Origin of the sequence: Nonlabens sp. YIK11, assembly GCF_001413925.1 — a bacterium.
Classification (GTDB): Bacteria; Bacteroidota; Bacteroidia; order Flavobacteriales; family Flavobacteriaceae; genus Nonlabens.
Genome location: NZ_LBMJ01000001.1, coordinates 1,891,524 through 1,911,250 on the forward strand (window position 1 = coordinate 1,891,524; position 19,727 = coordinate 1,911,250).

Below are 19,727 nucleotides of genomic sequence, written 5' to 3' on the forward strand. Positions count from 1 at the left end.
AGGATTAGTAACCTGGATTTTGATCGGATTGCTGGATCAATTGGTTACCGTTAATTTCTGACGATGCGATAGGCAGCAACATATTTTTACGATCAGTTGGATAGATGTAGTCTTGGTTTCCTAGGTTATCAAAATTATTGTGGGTATTTATGACTTCTTCCAAGAAGTACTGATAACCGCGACGTCTAGTGTCAAACCAGATATGGCCTTCACCTAACATCTCATACTGACGTTCTCTAAGGATTCTGGTTCTAAACTCTTCTGGTGTCATTCCTTCAAAATCGGCTGGCTCTGCAGCTATAGTTCCATCGCTGTTAGTTCTTGCTCTCGCTAGAACTTCATTGACATATTGATAAGCATTATCAGGACCTCTAAGTTCGTTTTCGATTTCGGCTAACATAAGAAGTACATCGGCATATCTGAACTTCAGGAAATTACGGCTGGTAGTCGTTCCATTAAACCCTGGATCGAGATATTTATTCAACACTGGAAAACCGTCATTACCATTGGTTCTTCTAGGATAAATGGTTCTTTCTTGAAATTCCATCCTATTACTGTTGTAACGTTGATAGGATCCTGCGATAAAGGTGGATTCCAACCTAGGGTCTCCAGGATATTGATTCACATGCTGATCATAGACTTCTTTATTCGGTCGTATACGGCCGAATGTGTCAAAGTTGATGTAGTAATCGTTTGGAGTGTAAAAACGAATGATATCTGCATTACGGACGGCACCATTCTGACCATATTGAATTTCAAAAATTGATTCTGAAGTGTTCTCGTTAGTCGGATCAAACAATGCAGCATGCGTAGGAGCGAGACTGTATTTTTGATACACTTCAATCGTTTGATCATAGGCATTTTGCCATAACGATGGATCGCCGCCATCTTCTCCAGCCATTTGCATGTACACTTTACCTAAGTAAGCATAAGCAGCCCATTTTACGGGACGCTCTGGACGGTACTCTCCAAAATCAGGTAATAAAAGTTTCGCCGCCTCAAAATCTTGAATGATTTGGGTGTATACTAATGATTTTTCTGCTCTTGGAGCATTTAAGGTCTCTGAGGTGGAAGGAGCCAACCTTAACGGCACTGGCCCAAAAAGACGTACTAAGTCAAAATAAGTGGCTGCTCTAATGAAGTATGCTTGACCCAGTGCAAGGTCTTTGTTTGCTAAGTCAGAGCCAGACTCCAGATTTAAGATGATCTCGTTAGCCACATTGATAGTGCTATACATTTGAGGCCACATTCTCTCGATCCACGTGTTGTTAGGTAAGGTATTGAGACTGGTAGCATCTTCACTAGCTCCTTGGTTTGAATAGAATTTACCTGACACAGGCATCAGCAAACCATGTAATGAACTACCGTGATAACCTGGATCTGCAAAACTGGCGTACAAACCATTAACGGCGCTCTCCAGACCTTGTTCTGTGCTAAAAATTTGGTCCTGACTAAAGAAGGTGTCCGGCTCTTCTTCTAATAGATCTTCACAACTATTAAAACCAATTAGAAGAATGAACAACCCGAATATATATGTGATTTTTTTCATAGTGTTTTTTTTAAAACGTTAGATTAAGGGATGCTGCAAATGATTTCTGGTTGGGAAATGATTGCCAGTCAATGCCGCGACGGCCTGGGTCAAATGAAAAGCTATTTACCTCTGGATCAAAGCCTTTATACTTAGTGAACAACAATAAATTTTGTCCAGAAACTGACAGGTAGGCATTTGTAAAGAAGGACTTTTCAGTGGTTGGGATATTAAATCCTAATGTCACATAAGAAAGACGTAAGAAGCTACCATCTTCTACAATTCTATCTGTAAATCCAGTTTCATCTGCAAGATCATATCCTACTCTTGGAAAAGCTCCGTCAGGATTTTCTGGTGACCACGCATCTAGATATGCCTGTCTTCTCACGTTAGAAGAACTATTGTCTGCATAATCTTCTCTCAAAAGGTTACCATTTGCAATGTCGTTTCCTTCAATACCATTGAAGAAGAAGCTTAAGGATACATTCTTATAGCTTACACTGGAACCGAATCCATAATTGAAATCTGGATTAGGGTTTCCAATAATCGTAAGATCTTCGTCCGTGATGTTACCATCACCATTTTGATCTACCAGTCTAACATCACCTAATTGAGGCGCTTGACCTCTATAGTCTGGTGAGTCATCCAGTTCACTTTGATCAGAGATAATTCCGTCGGTAGCAAATCCGTAGAACAAGCCAGCCTGTCTACCTTGTAAATAAATATTTGCTGGTACTTTGAAAAAGTTACCTCCAGATATTTGAGATCCTAAATAACCTGGAGCGAATTCTGTTCCAAATTGTGCTGCTGGTCTACCTAAATTGGTGATCTTGTTCTTGACTGCTGCAATGTTTCCGTAAACATTCCATTTCCAGTCCTCACCATCAATAATATCTGCGTTGATGGAAAATTCAATCCCTTTGTTTTCAAGTCCACCGTTGTTTGCAAAATAGGTTTCAAAACCAGTGGAAGGAGCAATTTCTAGATTAAGTAACAGGTCATTGATATCCTTTTTATAAATATCTATAGAACCTGAAACTCTTTCATCAAAGAAACCATAATCCAAACCTAGGTTAAGTTGTTCTGTGGTTTCCCAAGTCAATTCACGGTTGGAAAGGTTTTGAGGTATTAGGGCTGTAAGAGCGCCACCAGTCGCATCACTGTAGGGACTTTGTGTAGGACCGTATGGCGCTAAGTATTGATAGTTTGGTATTCTTTGGTTTCCTGTGAAACCGTAACTCACTCTAAGTTTCAGGTTCGATAGATTTTCAAACTTTCTCAACCATTTTTCACGATCCATTTTCCAAGCTAGTGCCACAGATGGGAAGTGACCGAATCGCTCACCTTCTACAAACTTACTACTACCATCTGCTCTGTAAGTTGCGGTAAATAGATACCTATTTCTGTATGTATAATTCACACGCCCCAAAAAGGATAGAATAGTTTCACGCTCTTTGGCAAAGAAAGGTTGTTGAAAAACCTGACCAGTAGAGATTCCGTCAGCACGTAGGCTCTGGTCTGGAAAATTAGACGCTTGATTGGAATTACGTTCGATTTGACTCTGATCGACAATAACACCAACAGTTCCATTGATTTTATGGTTTTTGCCAAATTTCATTTTGAATCCTAGCGTATTGTCCCAGTTATATCTGAATCTTTTTAGTTCACTAAGTCCAGCTTCACCGTTTGCTTGAGCGCCTCTTGATATTGCTGTACCATAATAAACCTGGCGTTGCTTGTAACGGTAGTCTGCACCAAAGGTTGATTTGAAATCAAAAGTAGGAGAGATGTCATAGTTCAACTTTAAGGCTCCTAGCAACCTTAGATCATCACTCAAATCATCATAGTCATTCAACCATGCGCGTGGTCCATCTAGTGCCTCGCTATTGTCTAACCCATCATTATTGATCTCATCATTTAAAAATGGAACACCAGATACAATCTGACGTATGATGTTGTTGTTGATCCCACCTAGGTTATCAGTTCCTTTTGAAGAAGAGTTTTTGGTATATGTGGCTCCGAACTTACTATCCAATTTAAGTTTAGGTGCTAGGTCATTGCTTAGGTTGGCAAGAAAGTCTGTGCTTCTCGCAAACGCATTGGGAATGACACCTTCTGTTTCCACAAATCCAGCAGCAATAAAGTATTTACTGGTCTCACTACCACCACGGGCAGATAAGCGATGGTTGGTTGAAATGGTCGTGCGATAGATATCTTCACTCCAGTCTACCGGCTGTAAACGTTCTATAGTAGCGGCGTTATCGATCATGAATTGCTCACTCATTTCAAACGTTGCAACAGATCCATCAGGATATCTATAATATGCAGGGTCAAAACCTCTTACCGCTCTAGAATCATTTTGATAGTTCACATATTGATCTGAGTTTAAGACTTCAATATCATTAGTGACCGTACCTATGGTTGTGGTGGTATCATAGCTAAATACGGCTTTACCAGCTTTACCTTGCTTTGTTGTGATAAGGATGACCCCATTGGATCCACGAGAACCGTAAATGGAAGTGGCACTCGCATCTTTTAGTACTTCAATACTTTCAATATCTCTAGGATTGATTCCAGCGATACCACCTTGTGGTGCTAGATATGAACTACCACCAGATAATGGATCCAGAGTATCTTCCGTTGCGCTGTCTACAATAATTCCATCCACGACATACAGTGGTTCACCACTACCGGTCAAACTATTAAGACCACGTATTTTTATGGAGAGTGGTGCTCCAGGTTCGTTACCTTGCGCTTGTACCTGCACACCGGCTACACGTCCTTGTATAAGGCTTTCTACACTATTGTTAACATTAACGGCTTCTTGTCTAGGTTTTAAAGTTCCTACCGCACCGGTGAGTTCTCCTTTCTGGACTTCACCATAACCTATGACTACAATGGCATCGAGTCCCTGTAGATTAGGTTCTAAAGTAACGGTAACGTTACCCGCTTGTTCTACCGCTAGCGTTTTAGGTTTATAACCTAGATAAGCGATAAGGATGTTAGTGGGGAAACGCTCTACGTTTAGGGTAAACTTACCATCAAAGTCGGTCACCACACCAGTGGTTTGACCTTCTATAGAAACAGATGCTCCTAAGAGAGGTTCGTTGTTTTCATTGTAAACCGTACCAGTGACGGTTTGTTGCGCCATTACCGATAATGGTAGTAGGCAAAGAAGGAGGTAGAAAATTTTACTCATGTCTTGATCATTATACGACCAAGTTAAAATTTAACTAAAATATTTCCCGCAACTAAATATCACAATAGGTTTGTTAATCGTCAACCGTTTGATTGTCAGAACTTAAAATTGACGAAAAGGTTGTAGTTTTTTCGCTTTCGCGAAAGCGAGATACCTCTACACATTCTATTTCAAACTGTCTAAAAAGCCTGTAGGAGTCATATCGTAGAATTTCTTGAACGATGTACTGAAGTATTTTGGGCTCGTGAAACCACACCTAAATGCCACTTCTTTGATGCTCAAATCAGTTTCTATCAATAACTTTTTAGCAAGTTTTAGCTTTGTGGTAATGATAAAATCCTGTGGCGATAGATCTACCAGATTCTTGAGTTTCATATATAAAGAGGTACGGCTCATTCCCATTTTTGCAGCCAGGTCATGAACTGTAAATTCATCATTATCTAGATGGTCAATAATGTTCTTCTCCAGGTTTTGCAGGAACTCTTGATCCTTTTCATTTTTGAAAATGGCTGCATTATTGGAATCCTTCTCCTGCATGTATCGTTTGCGTAGTTGCTTTTGATAATTGAGCGTATTGATGATTTTGGCCAGGAGTAGCTTGTAGTTCACTGGTTTTTCCAAATATTCTGTAATACCGCTTTGTAAGCTGTCGAGCTTTTGGGTAGAATTTTGTAGTACCGTGAGCATAAACACGGGAATATGATTTAGGTTGATGTCTCCTTTAAGTTTACGGGACATCTCCATGCCATCCATAACGGGCATGATCAAATCTGTGAGTATCAGGTCTGGAAATTGTTGGTGTGCCACTTCAAGACCTTCTTCACCATTTGCAGCTTCAAAAACCTGGAAGTAGCGCGCTAGATTCTCTACCATCAAATTTCTAAGGTCATCATTATCTTCTACCACTAGTATTTTACTGTCACTCAAACTATTAAGCTCATCCTGAAGGGCGTCGTCCTTGTCTATTAATGTAGGATCAACAATGACGCGCTGGGATTCTTTCTCAGTAAAGGCTTCCTTATAATTTTTAAGGATCATGGTAAAAATGGTTCCTTCATTTTCCTTGCTGGTAAATGAAATGGTACCACCACTTTTTTCAATAAGCTTTTGAACCATTACCAGACCAAGTCCTGTACCTGGCCGCTGACTATTGACTGCGTTGTTGGCTCGGTAATAATTTTTCAAAATAAACTTTTGCTGGTCTTTAGGGATACCAATTCCTTGATCTACAATTTGGATTTTAAGGTCTCCATTTTGAACATTACTTAAGAAGATATCGATGTGGTCGCCGTCATTACTGTATTTGATCGCATTGGAAAGAATATTCAATACTACCTTGTCCAAAATATCTCGATCGTGGTAAAAGTGACTATTAGTAAGGTCTGTATTTAAGGAAATGCTGATGTTCCTTTCTTGGGTCATAGGTTTAAAATCGTCAACAAGCTCACTCACGTGATGCTTGATATCAAATTCCTTTAAATGCTGTTCAATGCTGTTTTGGGATGTCACCTTGTGAAAATTGAGCAACTGTTCAAACAAGGAATTGATGCGCTGCACCGTTTTCTTGATTCTTTTTCTGGATTCATCCTTATCTGGAGATTCTGTAGTGACTCTGTCCAACGAGGACATAAGAACAGCTAGTGGTGTTTTAATCTCGTGAGTGATATTATTGAAAAAGGCAATCTGCTCATCAGCATTTTTCTTTTTGATCAATATCCTGGTAAAATGAAAAATGATGTAACTGAAAAAACAAAACAAAATCACGTAGGTGACGATCGCGAGATTAGTCAAATACCATGGCGGACTGATGGTGATTTTTAATTCCTTGATAGAGCTTTGCTTACCGTACTTATTAATGGCGCGTACCTTAAATACATAATCTCCATATTCTAGATTGGTATAGGTGGCAAAGTTCTGGCTGTCTGGTTGGGACCAATTCTTATCAAAACCTTCCAGCATAAATTGATAGGTAATGGTTTCTGGATGTTGAAAGGTGATCCCGACAAAACTGATTTCGATGGAATTTTGATCGGGTCCCAACGATAATGTCTCCAGCTGATTAAGATTTGTGGACAACGGTGATTCTCCAACATCGATTTTTTCATTGCTGATGAATAACTCATCCAGCTCGATGTTAGGAACTTGAGCAGTGATGGGTATCTCTCTGGGTTGGAAAATTATGGCGCCGTCTGTAGAGCCAAAAGCTAATTTCCCGTTTTGAAGTTGCGTCGCACTATTAAATATGAACTCATTATTTAGGCTACCGTCAAAATTATCATACGTAAAGACCTGAGTATTTCCGGGTGTATTGATTAACCGCGCCAGACCTCTTGTGGTGGAAGCCCATAATTCAGAGTCATTGACATTCAAGAATGCTAAAACCGTATTTGACGGCATACCATCTTTGATACTAATCGAACTTAGATTCCCTGAAGGGTCGATTCTTACAATTCCAGCACCATTACTGGCGAGATAGTAGTTGCCATTGGTGCTAATCGCATCCTGCAGATTAGAGAATTTTACGGCCTCGCTAGACTTAAGGTCACCTATGCTTTTAAACTCTTGTGTCTTAGGGTTGATTTTAAATACCTCTAACCGAGTCACAAGTAAAATTTCAGTGCTGCTTACTTCACGTAGGGCACGACCATTAGGTATTGGGATGGTCTCAATTATTGCGTCATTTCTAAAAATAGCCGTCGTACCTCGCAGTCCTGTTGTGAGCACATCACCATTTTCCGATATCAAAATATCATAAATGATGCTTGCCGCGTTGGAATTTTCAAAAGCCTGTGATAAGTCGGTAATCGATAGGGTTCGAGAATTTATCTTGAAAAAACCGTGATTATATGTTCCTATATAAACATTTTCATTTTGTACAGCTAGAGCTGTCACAATCGTATTGGTTCCAGACCTGTTTAAGGAAGTGAGATGCGTCCATTTTTGAGTTGCGACTTCAAGAACGCTAATCCCTTTTTTCGTGCCGAACCAGATATTTCCCTGCTGGTCTTCGACTACGCTTCTTACATAATTGGATTTAAGGCTGTTATCATTATTAAGTTCATGTTTATAAATGGAAAATGGTGACTTAGGTCGCATGGCAAGCACGCCGCCGCCATAGGTTGTTACCCAGTATCGCTCGTCTTTTCCTTTTATTATTTTATAAACACCATCATTAGAAATGGAATTAGGGTCATCTTCATCACTATTATAGACTTGACGTAAACTGAAGTCATTAGATAACTCATATACACCGCTTCCATCAAGGCCTAAATAATAGGCGCCGCTATCAAAAATCAAGGATCGAACATTACCTGTTCCCTTAAAAAGTGAGACGAGTTTATTGCGATCCCATTGGAGAAGTTCACCATCGGCAGTACCTATAAATAGCATACCATTGGCCTGAGATATAAAGCTATATTCCTCACCAGCCGCAGTGTATATTTCTTGCAGCGCGTTTAGGTTATCATCGTATCTATAAATCGTGTTGGAGGAAATGAGATACTGGACATTATCAAAAATCGCCATGTCAACCATGGATGAGTTCGCAACCTTTTGAACCATTTGCTGTGATGATTCATCATATCGCCACAAACCGTTATAATCCAGAGCGTAAATGCCGTTTTCGGGATGTTGTACGATCGAGGTAACCAATGTTGGAACCACGTTTCCAGAATAATCCACAGATTCAAAGATGTCTTTGACCACATTGTAGCGACCTATTCCTTTTGAGGTGCCTATCCAGATCTCGCCGTTCTGATCCTGAAAAATTTGGGATACTTGATTGCCCAATGTTTTCTCAAGACCTTTATTAGTATTATAAATGGTAAAGTCAATGGAGTTATGTTTAAGCACACCTTCTTCTGTAGCGATCCAGAGCATGCCACTTTCTTCCTGTATTATATCATAGGTAATACTTTGACCTATGGTTTCCTTACCAGTCAAAGGTTCAAAGATCATCTCATCCTGTGCCCAGACACCGTTTGAAACGCTTATCAATAGAATAAATGTGATGATTATTGGAAATCTCAAAATGCCGAATTGATTACTTTTGTGTATAAAGAATATCTAAATTAAGAAAATGACCTTTAACAATTATAGATCTCGTAAATCTTTGATCAAATTAGTCGTCATCGCCACACTTCTTTTTTCAGTAACGGCTTGTAAAAAGTCTGCAGAGGTTATGAATGATGCACCAGATGACGCGACAATTGTAGAGGTAGAAAAAGCTCCTTTTGAGGCGCCAGAAGGTATGGTTTGGGTTCCCGGTAAAACCTTTACCATGGGAGCAAAAGACAGCGATGCGATGGCCATGCCGCGAGAGAAGCCTTCCCATGAGGTTAGGGTCGATGGATTTTTCATGGATGCTACCGAGGTTACTAATGATGAATTTTCCGCTTTCGCGAAAGCGACACAATATAAAACCGTTGCAGAGCGCCCCATAGACTGGGAACAAATGAAAAAGGAACTGCCAGAAGGAACGCCAAAACCAGCAGATTCCATTCTCCAACCTGGATCGCTAGTCTTCAACAAAGACGTTGAAGGTGTCGTGGATATGAACAACTATGCCCAATGGTGGAAATGGAAGATAGGCGCAAACTGGAGACAGCCCTACGGTCCAGGCAGTTCTATTGAAGGCAAAGGAGATTATCCAGTGGTTCATATCGCCTATGAAGATGCGCTGGCTTATTGCAAGTGGGCCAATCGCAAATTACCCACAGAAGCGCAATGGGAAAGCGCCGCACAAGGAACGGAAACACAACAGATATTCACATGGGGCGATGATTCCAGCAAGATTGGTCAAAAATCAAACACTTGGGAAGGTCAATTCCCGGTCAATAACACAGGTGCAGACGGCTTTAAGTATGTGGCTCCGGTCAAGTCATTTGACCCTAATTCGCTAGGCTTATACGATATGGCTGGAAATGTTTGGGAATGGACGAGCGACTTGTATAATGAGGATTATTACCAGACGTTACCCAAAGATCAGGTGATATCAAATCCGCAAGGAGCAAATACCTATAAAAACAGACAAAACCCATATCAGGAAGAAATGGTCATGAAAGGCGGTTCTTATTTATGTCATGCGTCCTACTGCGCCAGCTATAGAATAAGCGCAAGAATGAGTACGAGCAGAGATTCTGGAAGTGATCACTTAGGGTTTAGAACTGTTGCTACACCAGCGATGATTTCTGCTAAAAATTAGACTGATCTTAGGTTTAGCTTGCTCAGGATGAGCGTTGCTTTGCAGTCAAAAAAACTCTAGGCTTTTGAACTATTAGACCTTTTCTTATGGTTTAGCAAATTATTCTCTTTTGACGATGGTTCAATGCGTTTTACCATTCGTCGACACTTAACCGTCATCTACCGACAGTAAAATACTGTTCAACTAACTATTTCCAGAAAACTGACCTTTAACATCATATTTGTAGATGCTTAAACCCTCAACCTTGAACAACAAACTCAGAGTATTACTCATAGAAGACGACACGATTGAGGTCATGAAACTCAAGAGAGCGATCGCAAAACTTGAAATGCCTCATGAAATCGTAGAAGCAAAAAACGGTGAAGAAGCTCTTGATATACTTAGAAACCGTGATTCGTTACCAGACTTGATCCTCTTGGATTTGAACATGCCTCGTATCAATGGCTTGGAATTTCTCAAGATTCTAAAAAATGACGAAGTGATGCGCTTTTTACCAGTGGTAATTCTGACTACTTCCAGCAATAGAAAAGACATGCTGGAATGTTATAAAGAAGGTGTTGCTGGTTATATCTTGAAGCCGCTCAAGTACGATGATTATGTGGAAAAGATAAGCACCACATTAAATTATTGGAGTACCAACGAATTAATTAAAGGATAATGAAGGGAATCGTTTTTACAGAATTTCTGGATTTGGTAGAGAATAAGTTTGGCCTTGAGATGGTGGACACCATCGTTTCTAATGCAGATTTGCCTTCTAATGGTATTTATACCTCAATTGGGACCTATAGTTTTTCTGAAATGCTCAGTTTATTGGTCAACCTCAGTCAGGAAACGGGTATAGCCATCGATGAACTATTGCTGGTATATGGGGAACATTTCTTCACGGTAGTCGAGAATAGTTATTCCTCTTTTTTAAGGGAGTTTACTGATCCTATAGAAATGCTTGCTTCTATAGAAAATCATATTCATGTAGAAGTCAGAAAGATATATCCAGACGCAGAGCTTCCTACTTTCAATGTTCTGGAGAAAACCGAGAATACACTGATCATGATTTATAAGTCCAGTCGCTCCATGCACTGTTTTGGGTTGGGACTTATGAACAAGACTTTTGAGTATTTCAATGCTGAAGCCACTATATTAGTTGAGAAAATAAAGGAAGATGGGACTGAGGTAAAATTCAGTATTCAGAGAAATGGCTGACGATAAAATTAAGATTTACGAACGTGCTCTAGCTCGCGAGAAGGCGGCCAGGAAGCAAGCGGAACAAATCCTAGAACAAAAATCTAGAGAGCTTTTTGAAAAATCTGAAGAGCTACGTATTTCCAATTTCAAACTAGAAAACCTCTACAAGCAAACCTCGTCAGAACTACAAGGGGTTTTTGAAAACATAGTGGATGCGTATGTCGTCATGGACATGAACAGCAAGGTTATAAAAATGAACCATGCTGCAGAAAAGCTACTGGGATACAAATTAGAAGAAGATATCGATCTTTTCTCGCTGGTTCATGATGATGAAAAGGAGAAAACAGCCGAAGCGTTTAAATATCTATTTCACAACTCATCCATCACAGATTTTCGGATTAAAATCGTTGTAAAAGATGGGTCTGCCAAAATGGTCCACATCAATGCGAGCTTAATTTTTGACAGCGATAAAAAGCCGGTAGCAGCGCAAGGTATCGTGCGAGACATCACGAAAGAAAAGGCTGCAGAGCATCAATTGAGAGAATCCCAAAACCGACTGGCGACCTTAATCCAAAATCTTGAAAGTGGCATTTTGCTGGAAGATGAAAATAGGGATATCGTCATCACCAACAATAGATTTTGCGAGTTTTTCAATATTCCTGCAACACCCGAACAGTTGGTTGGTCAAAATTGCGCTAACGCTGCAGAGCAGAGCAAAAGTCTGTTTGCAGATCCTGATAGCTTTGTAGAACGCATCAATACACTGGTAAATGACAAGGAGCTTGCCCTTGCGGATGAACTTCAATTGATCGATGGGCGCATTCTGGAACGAGACTTTATTCCAGTTTATGAAAATGAAATCTATAAAGGACACCTTTGGGCCTATAGGGATGTGACCCTGCGACGACGCTACCGCAAAAACATTGAGGTAGAGCGCGAAAAATACAGCAGTATCATTGCTAACATGAATCTAGGTTTGATAGAAGTGAATCTTGATGATGAGATCTTGATGGTCAACCAGCGACTAGAAGCTATGTCAGGATATACAGAGCAAGAGCTGCTGGGTAAAAAGGGAAATGAGATGTTACTTGTCAAAGAAGACAGGGAAGTACTGCAAAAAGAAAATCAGAAGAGACTCAAAGGCAGTTCTAATTCTTATGAAGTAAGGATACGTAGAAAGGATGGCGAGATTCGTCATTGGCTTATAAGTGGTGCACCACAGTACAACATCAACGGTAAGGTAACTGGCTCTATTGGAATACATCTGGATATAACGGAACTCAAAAACCTCGAAATCCAAAAGGAAAATCTTCTCAAAAAATTAGAGAAGAGCAACGACGAGCTCCAGGAATATGCACACGTCGTTTCCCACGACTTAAAATCACCTTTGCGCAGTATCAATGCTTTGGTGAGTTGGATTAGAGAAGACAATCTGGACAAGTGGACTGAAGATACCAGGCATCACCTTAATATGATTGACGCGACATTAGAAAAAATGGAGCAACTTATCTCTGATGTATTGGAATATTCCAGTGTAGGATCAGATAGCAGCATCAAGGAATCTGTTGATTTGAATGAGGTCTTGACCGACATTGAAATGTTGCTGCACATTCCTGACCACATCACTCTGGATATTAAAAAACCATTACCAACCCTAAAAGCAGATAGAGTCAAAATCCAACAGCTTTTTCAGAACTTGATCAGCAATGCCATACGTTATTGCGATAAAGATCCAGGATATGTCAAAGTGGATTTTGAAGAGACACCCAAACATTTCAAGTTTACTGTAGAAGATAATGGTATAGGAATCAGCCCAGAGTATCATGAAAAAATCTTCAAAATCTTCCAGACGCTTAACAAGCGCAAAGATTCTACTGGAATAGGACTTTCCATCGTTAAAAAGATCGTTGATCTATATAACGGTGATATATGGGTAGAAAGCGAACTGGAAAAGGGCACTACGTTTCACTTCACTTTATCCAAATAACCTATGAAAACTGTTCAGCTACAACGTGGGAAGAATGAGGACTGGATTTACATAGGAGACCGTCAGCAATTGACCGTTCCTATGGTGCTCATCTTTGGGAATAGGTTTTTACTGGAAGATCCTGGGTTGTTGAGTGAGGTTAGAGCGTTATTTCCAGATGGCGAGTTAGTATTTGCTTCTTCCAGTGGTGATCTTGTGGCAGGTGCCGTCAACGACGAGCATATCACCATTACCGCGATCGAGTTTGAAAAGACTCAGTTTCAAATTAAAAGAATCAACATCAAGGATTTTGATGACTCAGCAGCTGCAGGTGATGCGGTGGTGTCTCTTTTAAATACCACAGGGTTGCGTCACGTATTTGTCATTTCTGAAGGTAGTAGCGTCAACGGCTCTGCCTTGACTAAAGCCATGCAATCCAGATTGCCCAGCACGTTGATAACTGGCGGACTTTGCGCAGATGGTGATAGGTTTGAGCGTACGCTGGCTTCCTACAATGAATCGCCTAAGGAAGGCGAGATCATAGTCATTGGTTTTTATGGAGAAAGTTTTGAAGCTTCCTTTTCTATCTATGGCGGCTGGAAACCATTTGGTCCAGAAAGAGTGATTACTAGATCAAAAGGAAATGTACTGTATGAAATCGACGGCAAACCAGCCTTGGATCTGTATAAAAAATACTTAGGCGATAAAGCCAAGGACCTTCCAGGATCTGCACTGATTTATCCTTTGAATGTACAATTGGAAGGTAACAAGCAATCCTTTGTACGCACCATTCTCAATATTGATGAGGAAAATAACGCCATGATTCTGGCAGGTGATGTTCCAGAAAAATCCAAGGTCCAACTTATGATGAGTACCATGGATGATATCGCTGCGGCGTCAGAGACTGCCGCCATTAGAGCCATGGAAGGAAGGCGACAGCCACCACAACTAGCCATATTGATAAGCTGTATAGGCCGCAAATTGGTTTTGGATCAGCGAGTGGAAGAAGAAGTAGAAGAAGTCATGGATGTCATAGGAAGTAATGTGGTCATCACAGGAATGTACTCCTATGGCGAGATTGCTCCGTTTTATGGTGAGCGAGAATGCAGGCTGCACAATCAGACCATGACCATTACCTTAATAAGCGAGTAGATGAATCCATTGCTTAAGAGACAGATCAGGAAACTACTGCCCGAAGACCTTCGGGATAGGGAAGACCTGCAGGCATTTCTTAAGGCAGTTGGTGACTCCTATGACAATCTGGAAGATCAATTCAAAATGACTCAGCGCGCCATGACCATAAGCTCTGACGAACTTTTTGAGGCCAACCAGTCGTTACGAGAAGAATCAGAACAGCAACAAAAGCTACTGGAACGCTTACAAGCCGTCATCAACAGCGTGAACCCGCAAAAGGGTGACCTTGAAGATGTGGAAAGTATTCAAGACATTGAACAAGGTAGCCTGGCAGATTATATAAGCAATCAGGCAGAGCAGCTCATCGCCGTCAATAAAAATCAGGAGCGATTATTAAAAGAACTCGCCTTGCAAAATCAAGAATTGAATGACTATGCACACATTGTTTCCCACGATTTAAAATCTCCTTTGCGCAGTATCGAGGCTCTGGTCAGTTGGTTGAAAGAAGACTATGAAAATGAATTGGGAACCGCTGGAAAGCAGCAAATCGATTTGATCGTGACCCATTTAGAGAAGATGGATGCCTTGATTCAAGGGATTTTGAGCTATTCTTCCATTGATAAGGAAGACCGCAAGGAACACGCTATTGACCTCAATAAGCTGGTGGCCGAAACCGTTGAGCTGCTTCACGTGCCCAGTTCTATCAAGGTAAAAATCCATACGTTGCCCACCATTACCGCAGATCGATTCAAGATACAGCAACTCTTCCAGAATTTACTGGGAAATGCCGTGGACAATATGGATAAAGTGAACGGTCGCATCGATGTTATTGCCAGGAAGCTGGATCAAGGCATTCAGTTTGAGATCAAGGATAATGGCAAGGGAATTCACAGGGATTATTTTGGTAAGATATTTCAGGTGTTTCAAAAGCTGGAAGACGATTCGCTCAGTACTGGTATTGGGCTTTCTATCGTCAAAAAAATCGTCAACTTTTATGATGGTACCATCTGGCTGGACAGCGAGGTGGACAAGGGCACCACATTCTATTTCACTTTACCTAAAACGCTTTAAATGGAGCAACCCAATCTCGATTATATCAACGAACTTTCTGGCGGCGATGCGGCCTTTGAAGACAAACTGATTCTTGTTATCAAGACAGAATGGCCTGAAGAGGTCCAGGAATACGAGATGAATATGGAGAATTCCGCTTTCGCGAAAGCGGCACTCAACGTACACAAAATCAAACATAAATTAGGCATTGTGGGATTGGTTGAAGGCTATGAACTAGCGGTGCAATATGAGCTCGACCTCAAAGCTGGGAACACGTCCCAAAAAGAGTCGTTCCAAACCGTTCTGGACCGCGTCACCCATTTCATAAATCAATTGTAATATGTAAATTGCTGTCCATCCTAAAACCTGAGATTTGAAGTGTATCATTGTAGATGACGAGGCAGCAGCTAGAACGATTGTAGGCCATTTGTGCAGCCAGACCGATAATTTGAAGGTGCTGGAAGAGTTTCCCAACGCGATGCAGGCCATCAAGTTCTTGAACAAGAATGAAGTAGATCTCATCTTTTTGGATATTCACATGCCAGACTTTACGGGTTTTGACTTTATCGATACGCTTAAAAACCCGCCGAAGATCATCTTGACTACATCTGATAAGAACTTTGCCATAGAGGCTTTTAGTTATGAATGTATTGTCGATTATCTGGTAAAACCCATCACACTGCCCAGATTTCAAAAAGCAGTGCTCAAGGCAGAGAATTTTGTAACACCTGTGGAAGATCTTCCTGTGGCTACACAAAAGACCAAAGTAGATCCAGCAGAAAAGGAAATGTATGTCAACATCGATCGCCGTTTGATCAAAATCGAATTTGACAAGGTCCAACTCATAGAGGCAAAAGGTGATTACATTCTAATTAAAACCGAGGATAAAAACTACACGGTACATTCCACACTCAAAAAAATCCAGGAAAAACTTCCTGACAGTAGCTTTTTAAAAGTTCACCGATCCTACATCATCAACTTTAGAAAAATCATTGATATTGAGGATAACAGCGTACTCATCGCAAAAAATGTGGTGCCCATAAGCAGGTCCAACAGACCTGAGTTGATGAAACGATTGAATTTGCTGTAAAGTATTCATCGAAGTGAATGGACCATTTGTCTACACTTAAAACGCGCTAGTCGTTTTTGAAAATATAGCGCGATAGTTCGCCCTAGATTTGGCTTGTATAACCCATAAGCCATGAGAAGATCATTTTCATTTTATGCTATGATGGTCACACTTTTTACAAGCGATCAAAAATATCATTTCTCCAATACATTTACTACCCACTGAATACCTATTACTATTTTTGAGGTTGGTTAGGAGGAAAGCCACCGTGGGAAACTGCGGTGGTTTTTTTAATCTGATTGATGAACCCAGTCATATTCTCCATTTCGATATGTTACAATTCCACCACCTGCTTCTTCCTTACCAACAAATAAACTGGGTTGGGTCAATTGCACCGTTCTCTCTCCAATAAGTTCTCCATCTTGCACTAAAACCTCAACAGTTACTTGGTCATATACTACACACCATAAATTGGCCCAACCTAAGTCATTTGGAAATCTTGAGGTCTGTTCCATGTTACAGCCTATTGAGATTAAATCTTCATCGTTTTCTTCAATTATTAATCTCCGACAATCGTTATTGTCAAAGTAAATCTTTTCTAAAATCCCATTACCATTCAGGTCAGCATATATGGTCTCTGATAAGCAATATTCTTCATATTTTTCAAACTGAAAATACTCTGGATGAGAACAATCTGAACTGTTGATTTGCTCTAATTCCGACTCCTTTTTTGACGTATTATATTCAAGTGTATATGTTTTAATTTCTTCATTTGAGTCGTTTTTACAACTAATGAATGAAAAGAAAATGAGAATGAGAATTGAGGACATTCTTGTTGAATTTACCAGTAAGACTCTTGCCTGTTTGTTGGCTGTAAACATGCTTTCCAAGGCTCTATTAATTTGTCGCATTACAGAATTTCAATGACCGTTAAATCCCCAACATTATAATCAGCTATCAAGTTTTCTAACCGCTGTTTTGTAATGTCAGAACTTCCTAAAAGGATTTCACTAAAGATCTCTATACGATCGTCTGCGTTCAAGGTATTCAATTGTTCATCATTCCTAAAAAAGGCCATAAAATCGTCTCGGTTCATCTTGTTCATGGGCAAGGTTATGTATTGTAACAAGATACAAACTACAGTTGGGTCAATGTCTATCTCCTAGAGAATTACCTCTCTTGATTATCTTAAAAAATCAAAACACAAAAAACCCACTAAAAATCAAAGGTCTTTAGCGGGCAGGAACGTCTTAGGGAACGAATTTCTTAGAATTGGAATAAAGGGCCATCTAGGATTTGCCATCTCAACTTGACGCCTAACTCCATGAATTCAAAACCAGCTGCGGTAGCACTGGCCGTGTTGCTGTACTTTCCATAAGCACCAGCTTGAAAGCGCTCGCTTATCGCATAGCTTAAATTACCTTCTAGACGGTACAAGGTGGTGGCTTTTTGGTCCTCGATAAATTGGTAACCGCCAGCGGCATTGGCGCTGTAGGTCCAGTTACCCGTACTACCGCTCAAATCTGCAAAAAGCTCGACCGCTTGGTATTTGGATGGGCTAAAGTAGAGTGTCGGCACCTGATCCTTATAACTCAGGTACTGATAGTTCACGCCACCTTTTAATGCCGGAGATTTGGTAAAGGTGTAATACAAGGATGTGAATAATAGGTTTCTCGAGTTGCCATCCGTTTGTTGGGTGTGCATCAAACCCGTGTACCATCCCAGGTTGATATTGGTGCCCATGTTGTAATTAAGTGAGTAGTTGTTCATAAAGATCTTCTCGTCAATCAAGTCTGCATTAAAGTTTTGAAGCTCGCGACTGTAGCCTACTTCAAGATATTGCAGTGCCCATGGTCTGGACTTTACAAAGACAGACCCATTGACATCTGTATAGTCATTCTGGTCGGCGTTGGCCTTTACAAAACCTAGCGTACTTTCTACCCAAGTATTGTTGTGAACACGATAGTGCGCACCAACAGAGGCATTGGTATTGTACGCCATGGAACCGTTACCGGTATTTTCGGTAGTTCTGTACGAGTAATTAAAAACAGATCTGAATCGGTCAGAAAATGGAATTACTGCATTTATTCCTGCGGCATACGCCTCATTATTACCATTATCACTGGTATAGGATCCTACGGTGTTTACCACAGGAGCCAGTCCGTTTTTTAACGCTGCCAATAAGGCACGCGCATCTGGCTGATTGGGATAAAAGTCCAGCGTTTTCAAGGCGTAATCTCTTGCAAGATTCAGATTTCCTTGCGCTCTGTAGGCATTGGCGATTCCTAGGTTTCCGTCAAATGAGGTGCTGTCTTTTTCTAGAATGGCTCTGTAGTAGGAGATGCTTTTGGCAAAGGTTCCCGTGTACATGCCCAAGGTTGCTTTCAAGGCATCCAGTCTGTTGCTCGCGCCGCAAGCTGCTTCAGTCGTGGCGATGACCTCTCTGGCTTCTGGGTATTTGTTGTTCCAGATCAAGGCCTGAATATAACGTTCGTTAGCTGCTAGCAAGGTCTCTTTATGTTGCACGGAATCTTGTTGAAATTTCGCTTTCGCGAAAGCGGAACCTTCAACAGCATATTGCAAGGCGAGTTTAACTTTTTTGAGTAGGTGAGCGACCAGCGATTGACCGATCAAGAGGCTCAAACTATCTGCCATGCCGCCGTAAGTCGTGGCTGCCTGGTCATAATTCTTTTGGGCGATGTAGGCATTGGCCAACGCATTCTGGGTGTCTGCATCTTTAGGGAACAGTTTCAGGTTACTTTTAAGAGTGACGATGGCATCATCCACTTGTTCGTTAGTGATTTGCTGGGACGCCTTGCCCAGTTGCATGTACTTTTTAGAGATGGCAGCGTTTTGATTTTCTGGTTGTAGATCCAGCGCGTTGTTGACGTAGATTAAGGCATTGTCGTATTTCTTAAGATTGGATAAGGTGTTTGCATAACCCAATATGGCTGGGAAACTCGTGGAATCTTGCTGTACCAGATCTTCATAAACGCTTTCAGCTTCTGTGAAATCTTTGTTCCATAATAGGGACTCGGCACAATTAAGCGCTACTTCAAAATCGGTTGGGTAATCCTTTTGTAGCTCGATAAACAAGCTTTTTGCTTCTTTGGTTTTACCACTTAAACCCAAGGCTCTTCCATAACAAAGACGTGCGGTCTTATTGTCTGGATATTCCTGCAGCACTTCTTCAAAAAAGTCCCGAGCTTGGACATAGTTGCCTTGTTCCAATAATTGGAAACCGGTGTTCATGTCCTGGGAAAAACCAAAGCTTGCGATGAAGACGATCACTAAAAAACTAACTACTCTCATGTTCCTTATTTTACAGTAGCAAGGTAGAACCAGTTTGCAGCGCATCAATCGGCAGCAAAATACCACTCGTCTACACTTATGGTC

The 19,727-nt window shown here is 40.8% G+C and carries 14 protein-coding genes; 8 read left to right on the plus strand and 6 right to left on the minus strand.

Translation table 11 applies throughout. The features are described 5' to 3' along the window. Window positions 1-4: 4 nt before the first annotated feature. The 3 genes from AAU57_RS08530 to AAU57_RS08540 form a co-directional block, all read right to left on the minus strand. On the minus strand, window positions 5-1,549 hold the full coding sequence (locus AAU57_RS08530; RefSeq protein ID WP_055412508.1) for a RagB/SusD family nutrient uptake outer membrane protein: 1,545 nt from the start codon (window positions 1,547-1,549) through the stop codon (window positions 5-7). Window positions 1,550-1,559: 10 nt separating this feature from the next. Continuing rightward, window positions 1,560-4,727: a SusC/RagA family TonB-linked outer membrane protein gene (locus tag AAU57_RS08535; protein WP_082438588.1), complete on the minus strand. Its 3,168-nt coding sequence runs from the start codon at window positions 4,725-4,727 to the stop codon at window positions 1,560-1,562. Between the two features lie 165 nt (window positions 4,728-4,892). Further along, entirely contained in the window at window positions 4,893-8,756 is a 3,864-nt protein-coding gene (locus AAU57_RS08540) for an ATP-binding protein (protein ID WP_156340070.1), read from the minus strand. A gap of 49 nt (window positions 8,757-8,805) precedes the next feature. On the opposite strand from AAU57_RS08540, the gene AAU57_RS08545 reads away from it, so the two are divergent. The 8 genes from AAU57_RS08545 to AAU57_RS08580 all read left to right on the plus strand — a co-directional run bounded on the left by AAU57_RS08545 (window position 8,806) and on the right by AAU57_RS08580 (window position 16,352). After that, window positions 8,806-9,930: a formylglycine-generating enzyme family protein gene (locus AAU57_RS08545; protein WP_082438589.1), complete on the plus strand. Its 1,125-nt coding sequence runs from the start codon at window positions 8,806-8,808 to the stop codon at window positions 9,928-9,930. 226 nt (window positions 9,931-10,156) lie between these two features. Further along, the gene (locus AAU57_RS08550; protein WP_055412511.1) at window positions 10,157-10,588 is read left to right on the plus strand and encodes a response regulator; all 432 of its coding nucleotides are present in this window, start codon (window positions 10,157-10,159) and stop codon (window positions 10,586-10,588) included. After that, entirely contained in the window at window positions 10,588-11,130 is a 543-nt protein-coding gene (locus AAU57_RS08555; RefSeq protein ID WP_055412512.1) for a heme NO-binding domain-containing protein, read from the plus strand. Before AAU57_RS08550 ends, AAU57_RS08555 begins: the two co-directional genes overlap by 1 nt. Further along, window positions 11,123-13,099: a PAS domain-containing sensor histidine kinase gene (locus AAU57_RS08560; protein WP_055412513.1), complete on the plus strand. Its 1,977-nt coding sequence runs from the start codon at window positions 11,123-11,125 to the stop codon at window positions 13,097-13,099. Before AAU57_RS08555 ends, AAU57_RS08560 begins: the two co-directional genes overlap by 8 nt. A 3-nt stretch (window positions 13,100-13,102) precedes the next feature. Next, the gene (locus tag AAU57_RS08565; protein WP_055412514.1) at window positions 13,103-14,230 is read left to right on the plus strand and encodes an FIST signal transduction protein; all 1,128 of its coding nucleotides are present in this window, start codon (window positions 13,103-13,105) and stop codon (window positions 14,228-14,230) included. Next, window positions 14,231-15,283: a sensor histidine kinase gene (locus AAU57_RS08570; protein WP_055412515.1), complete on the plus strand. Its 1,053-nt coding sequence runs from the start codon at window positions 14,231-14,233 to the stop codon at window positions 15,281-15,283. Next, window positions 15,284-15,601, plus strand: a complete 318-nt coding sequence (locus AAU57_RS08575) for an Hpt domain-containing protein (protein WP_055412516.1) — start codon at window positions 15,284-15,286, stop codon at window positions 15,599-15,601. It abuts the gene before it with no gap. Window positions 15,602-15,635: 34 nt separating this feature from the next. After that, window positions 15,636-16,352 (plus strand): LytR/AlgR family response regulator transcription factor, encoded by a 717-nt coding sequence (locus AAU57_RS08580; RefSeq protein WP_055412517.1) that lies wholly within the window; start codon window positions 15,636-15,638, stop codon window positions 16,350-16,352. Window positions 16,353-16,621: 269 nt separating this feature from the next. Here the strand turns inward: AAU57_RS08580 and AAU57_RS08585 are convergent, their stop codons facing one another. The 3 genes from AAU57_RS08585 to AAU57_RS08595 all read right to left on the minus strand — a co-directional run bounded on the left by AAU57_RS08585 (window position 16,622) and on the right by AAU57_RS08595 (window position 19,643). Next, window positions 16,622-17,242 carry a hypothetical protein gene (locus tag AAU57_RS08585; protein ID WP_055412518.1) on the minus strand — a complete coding sequence of 207 codons (621 nt, stop codon included), beginning with the start codon at window positions 17,240-17,242 and terminating at the stop codon, window positions 16,622-16,624. Further along, window positions 17,242-17,436 (minus strand): hypothetical protein, encoded by a 195-nt coding sequence (locus AAU57_RS08590; RefSeq protein WP_082438590.1) that lies wholly within the window; start codon window positions 17,434-17,436, stop codon window positions 17,242-17,244. Before AAU57_RS08590 ends, AAU57_RS08585 begins: the two co-directional genes overlap by 1 nt. Before the next feature lie 161 nt (window positions 17,437-17,597). Then, a complete protein-coding gene (locus tag AAU57_RS08595; protein WP_055412519.1) occupies window positions 17,598-19,643 on the minus strand; it encodes a tetratricopeptide repeat protein in 2,046 nt (681 codons plus the stop codon). Window positions 19,644-19,727 lie beyond the last annotated feature (84 nt).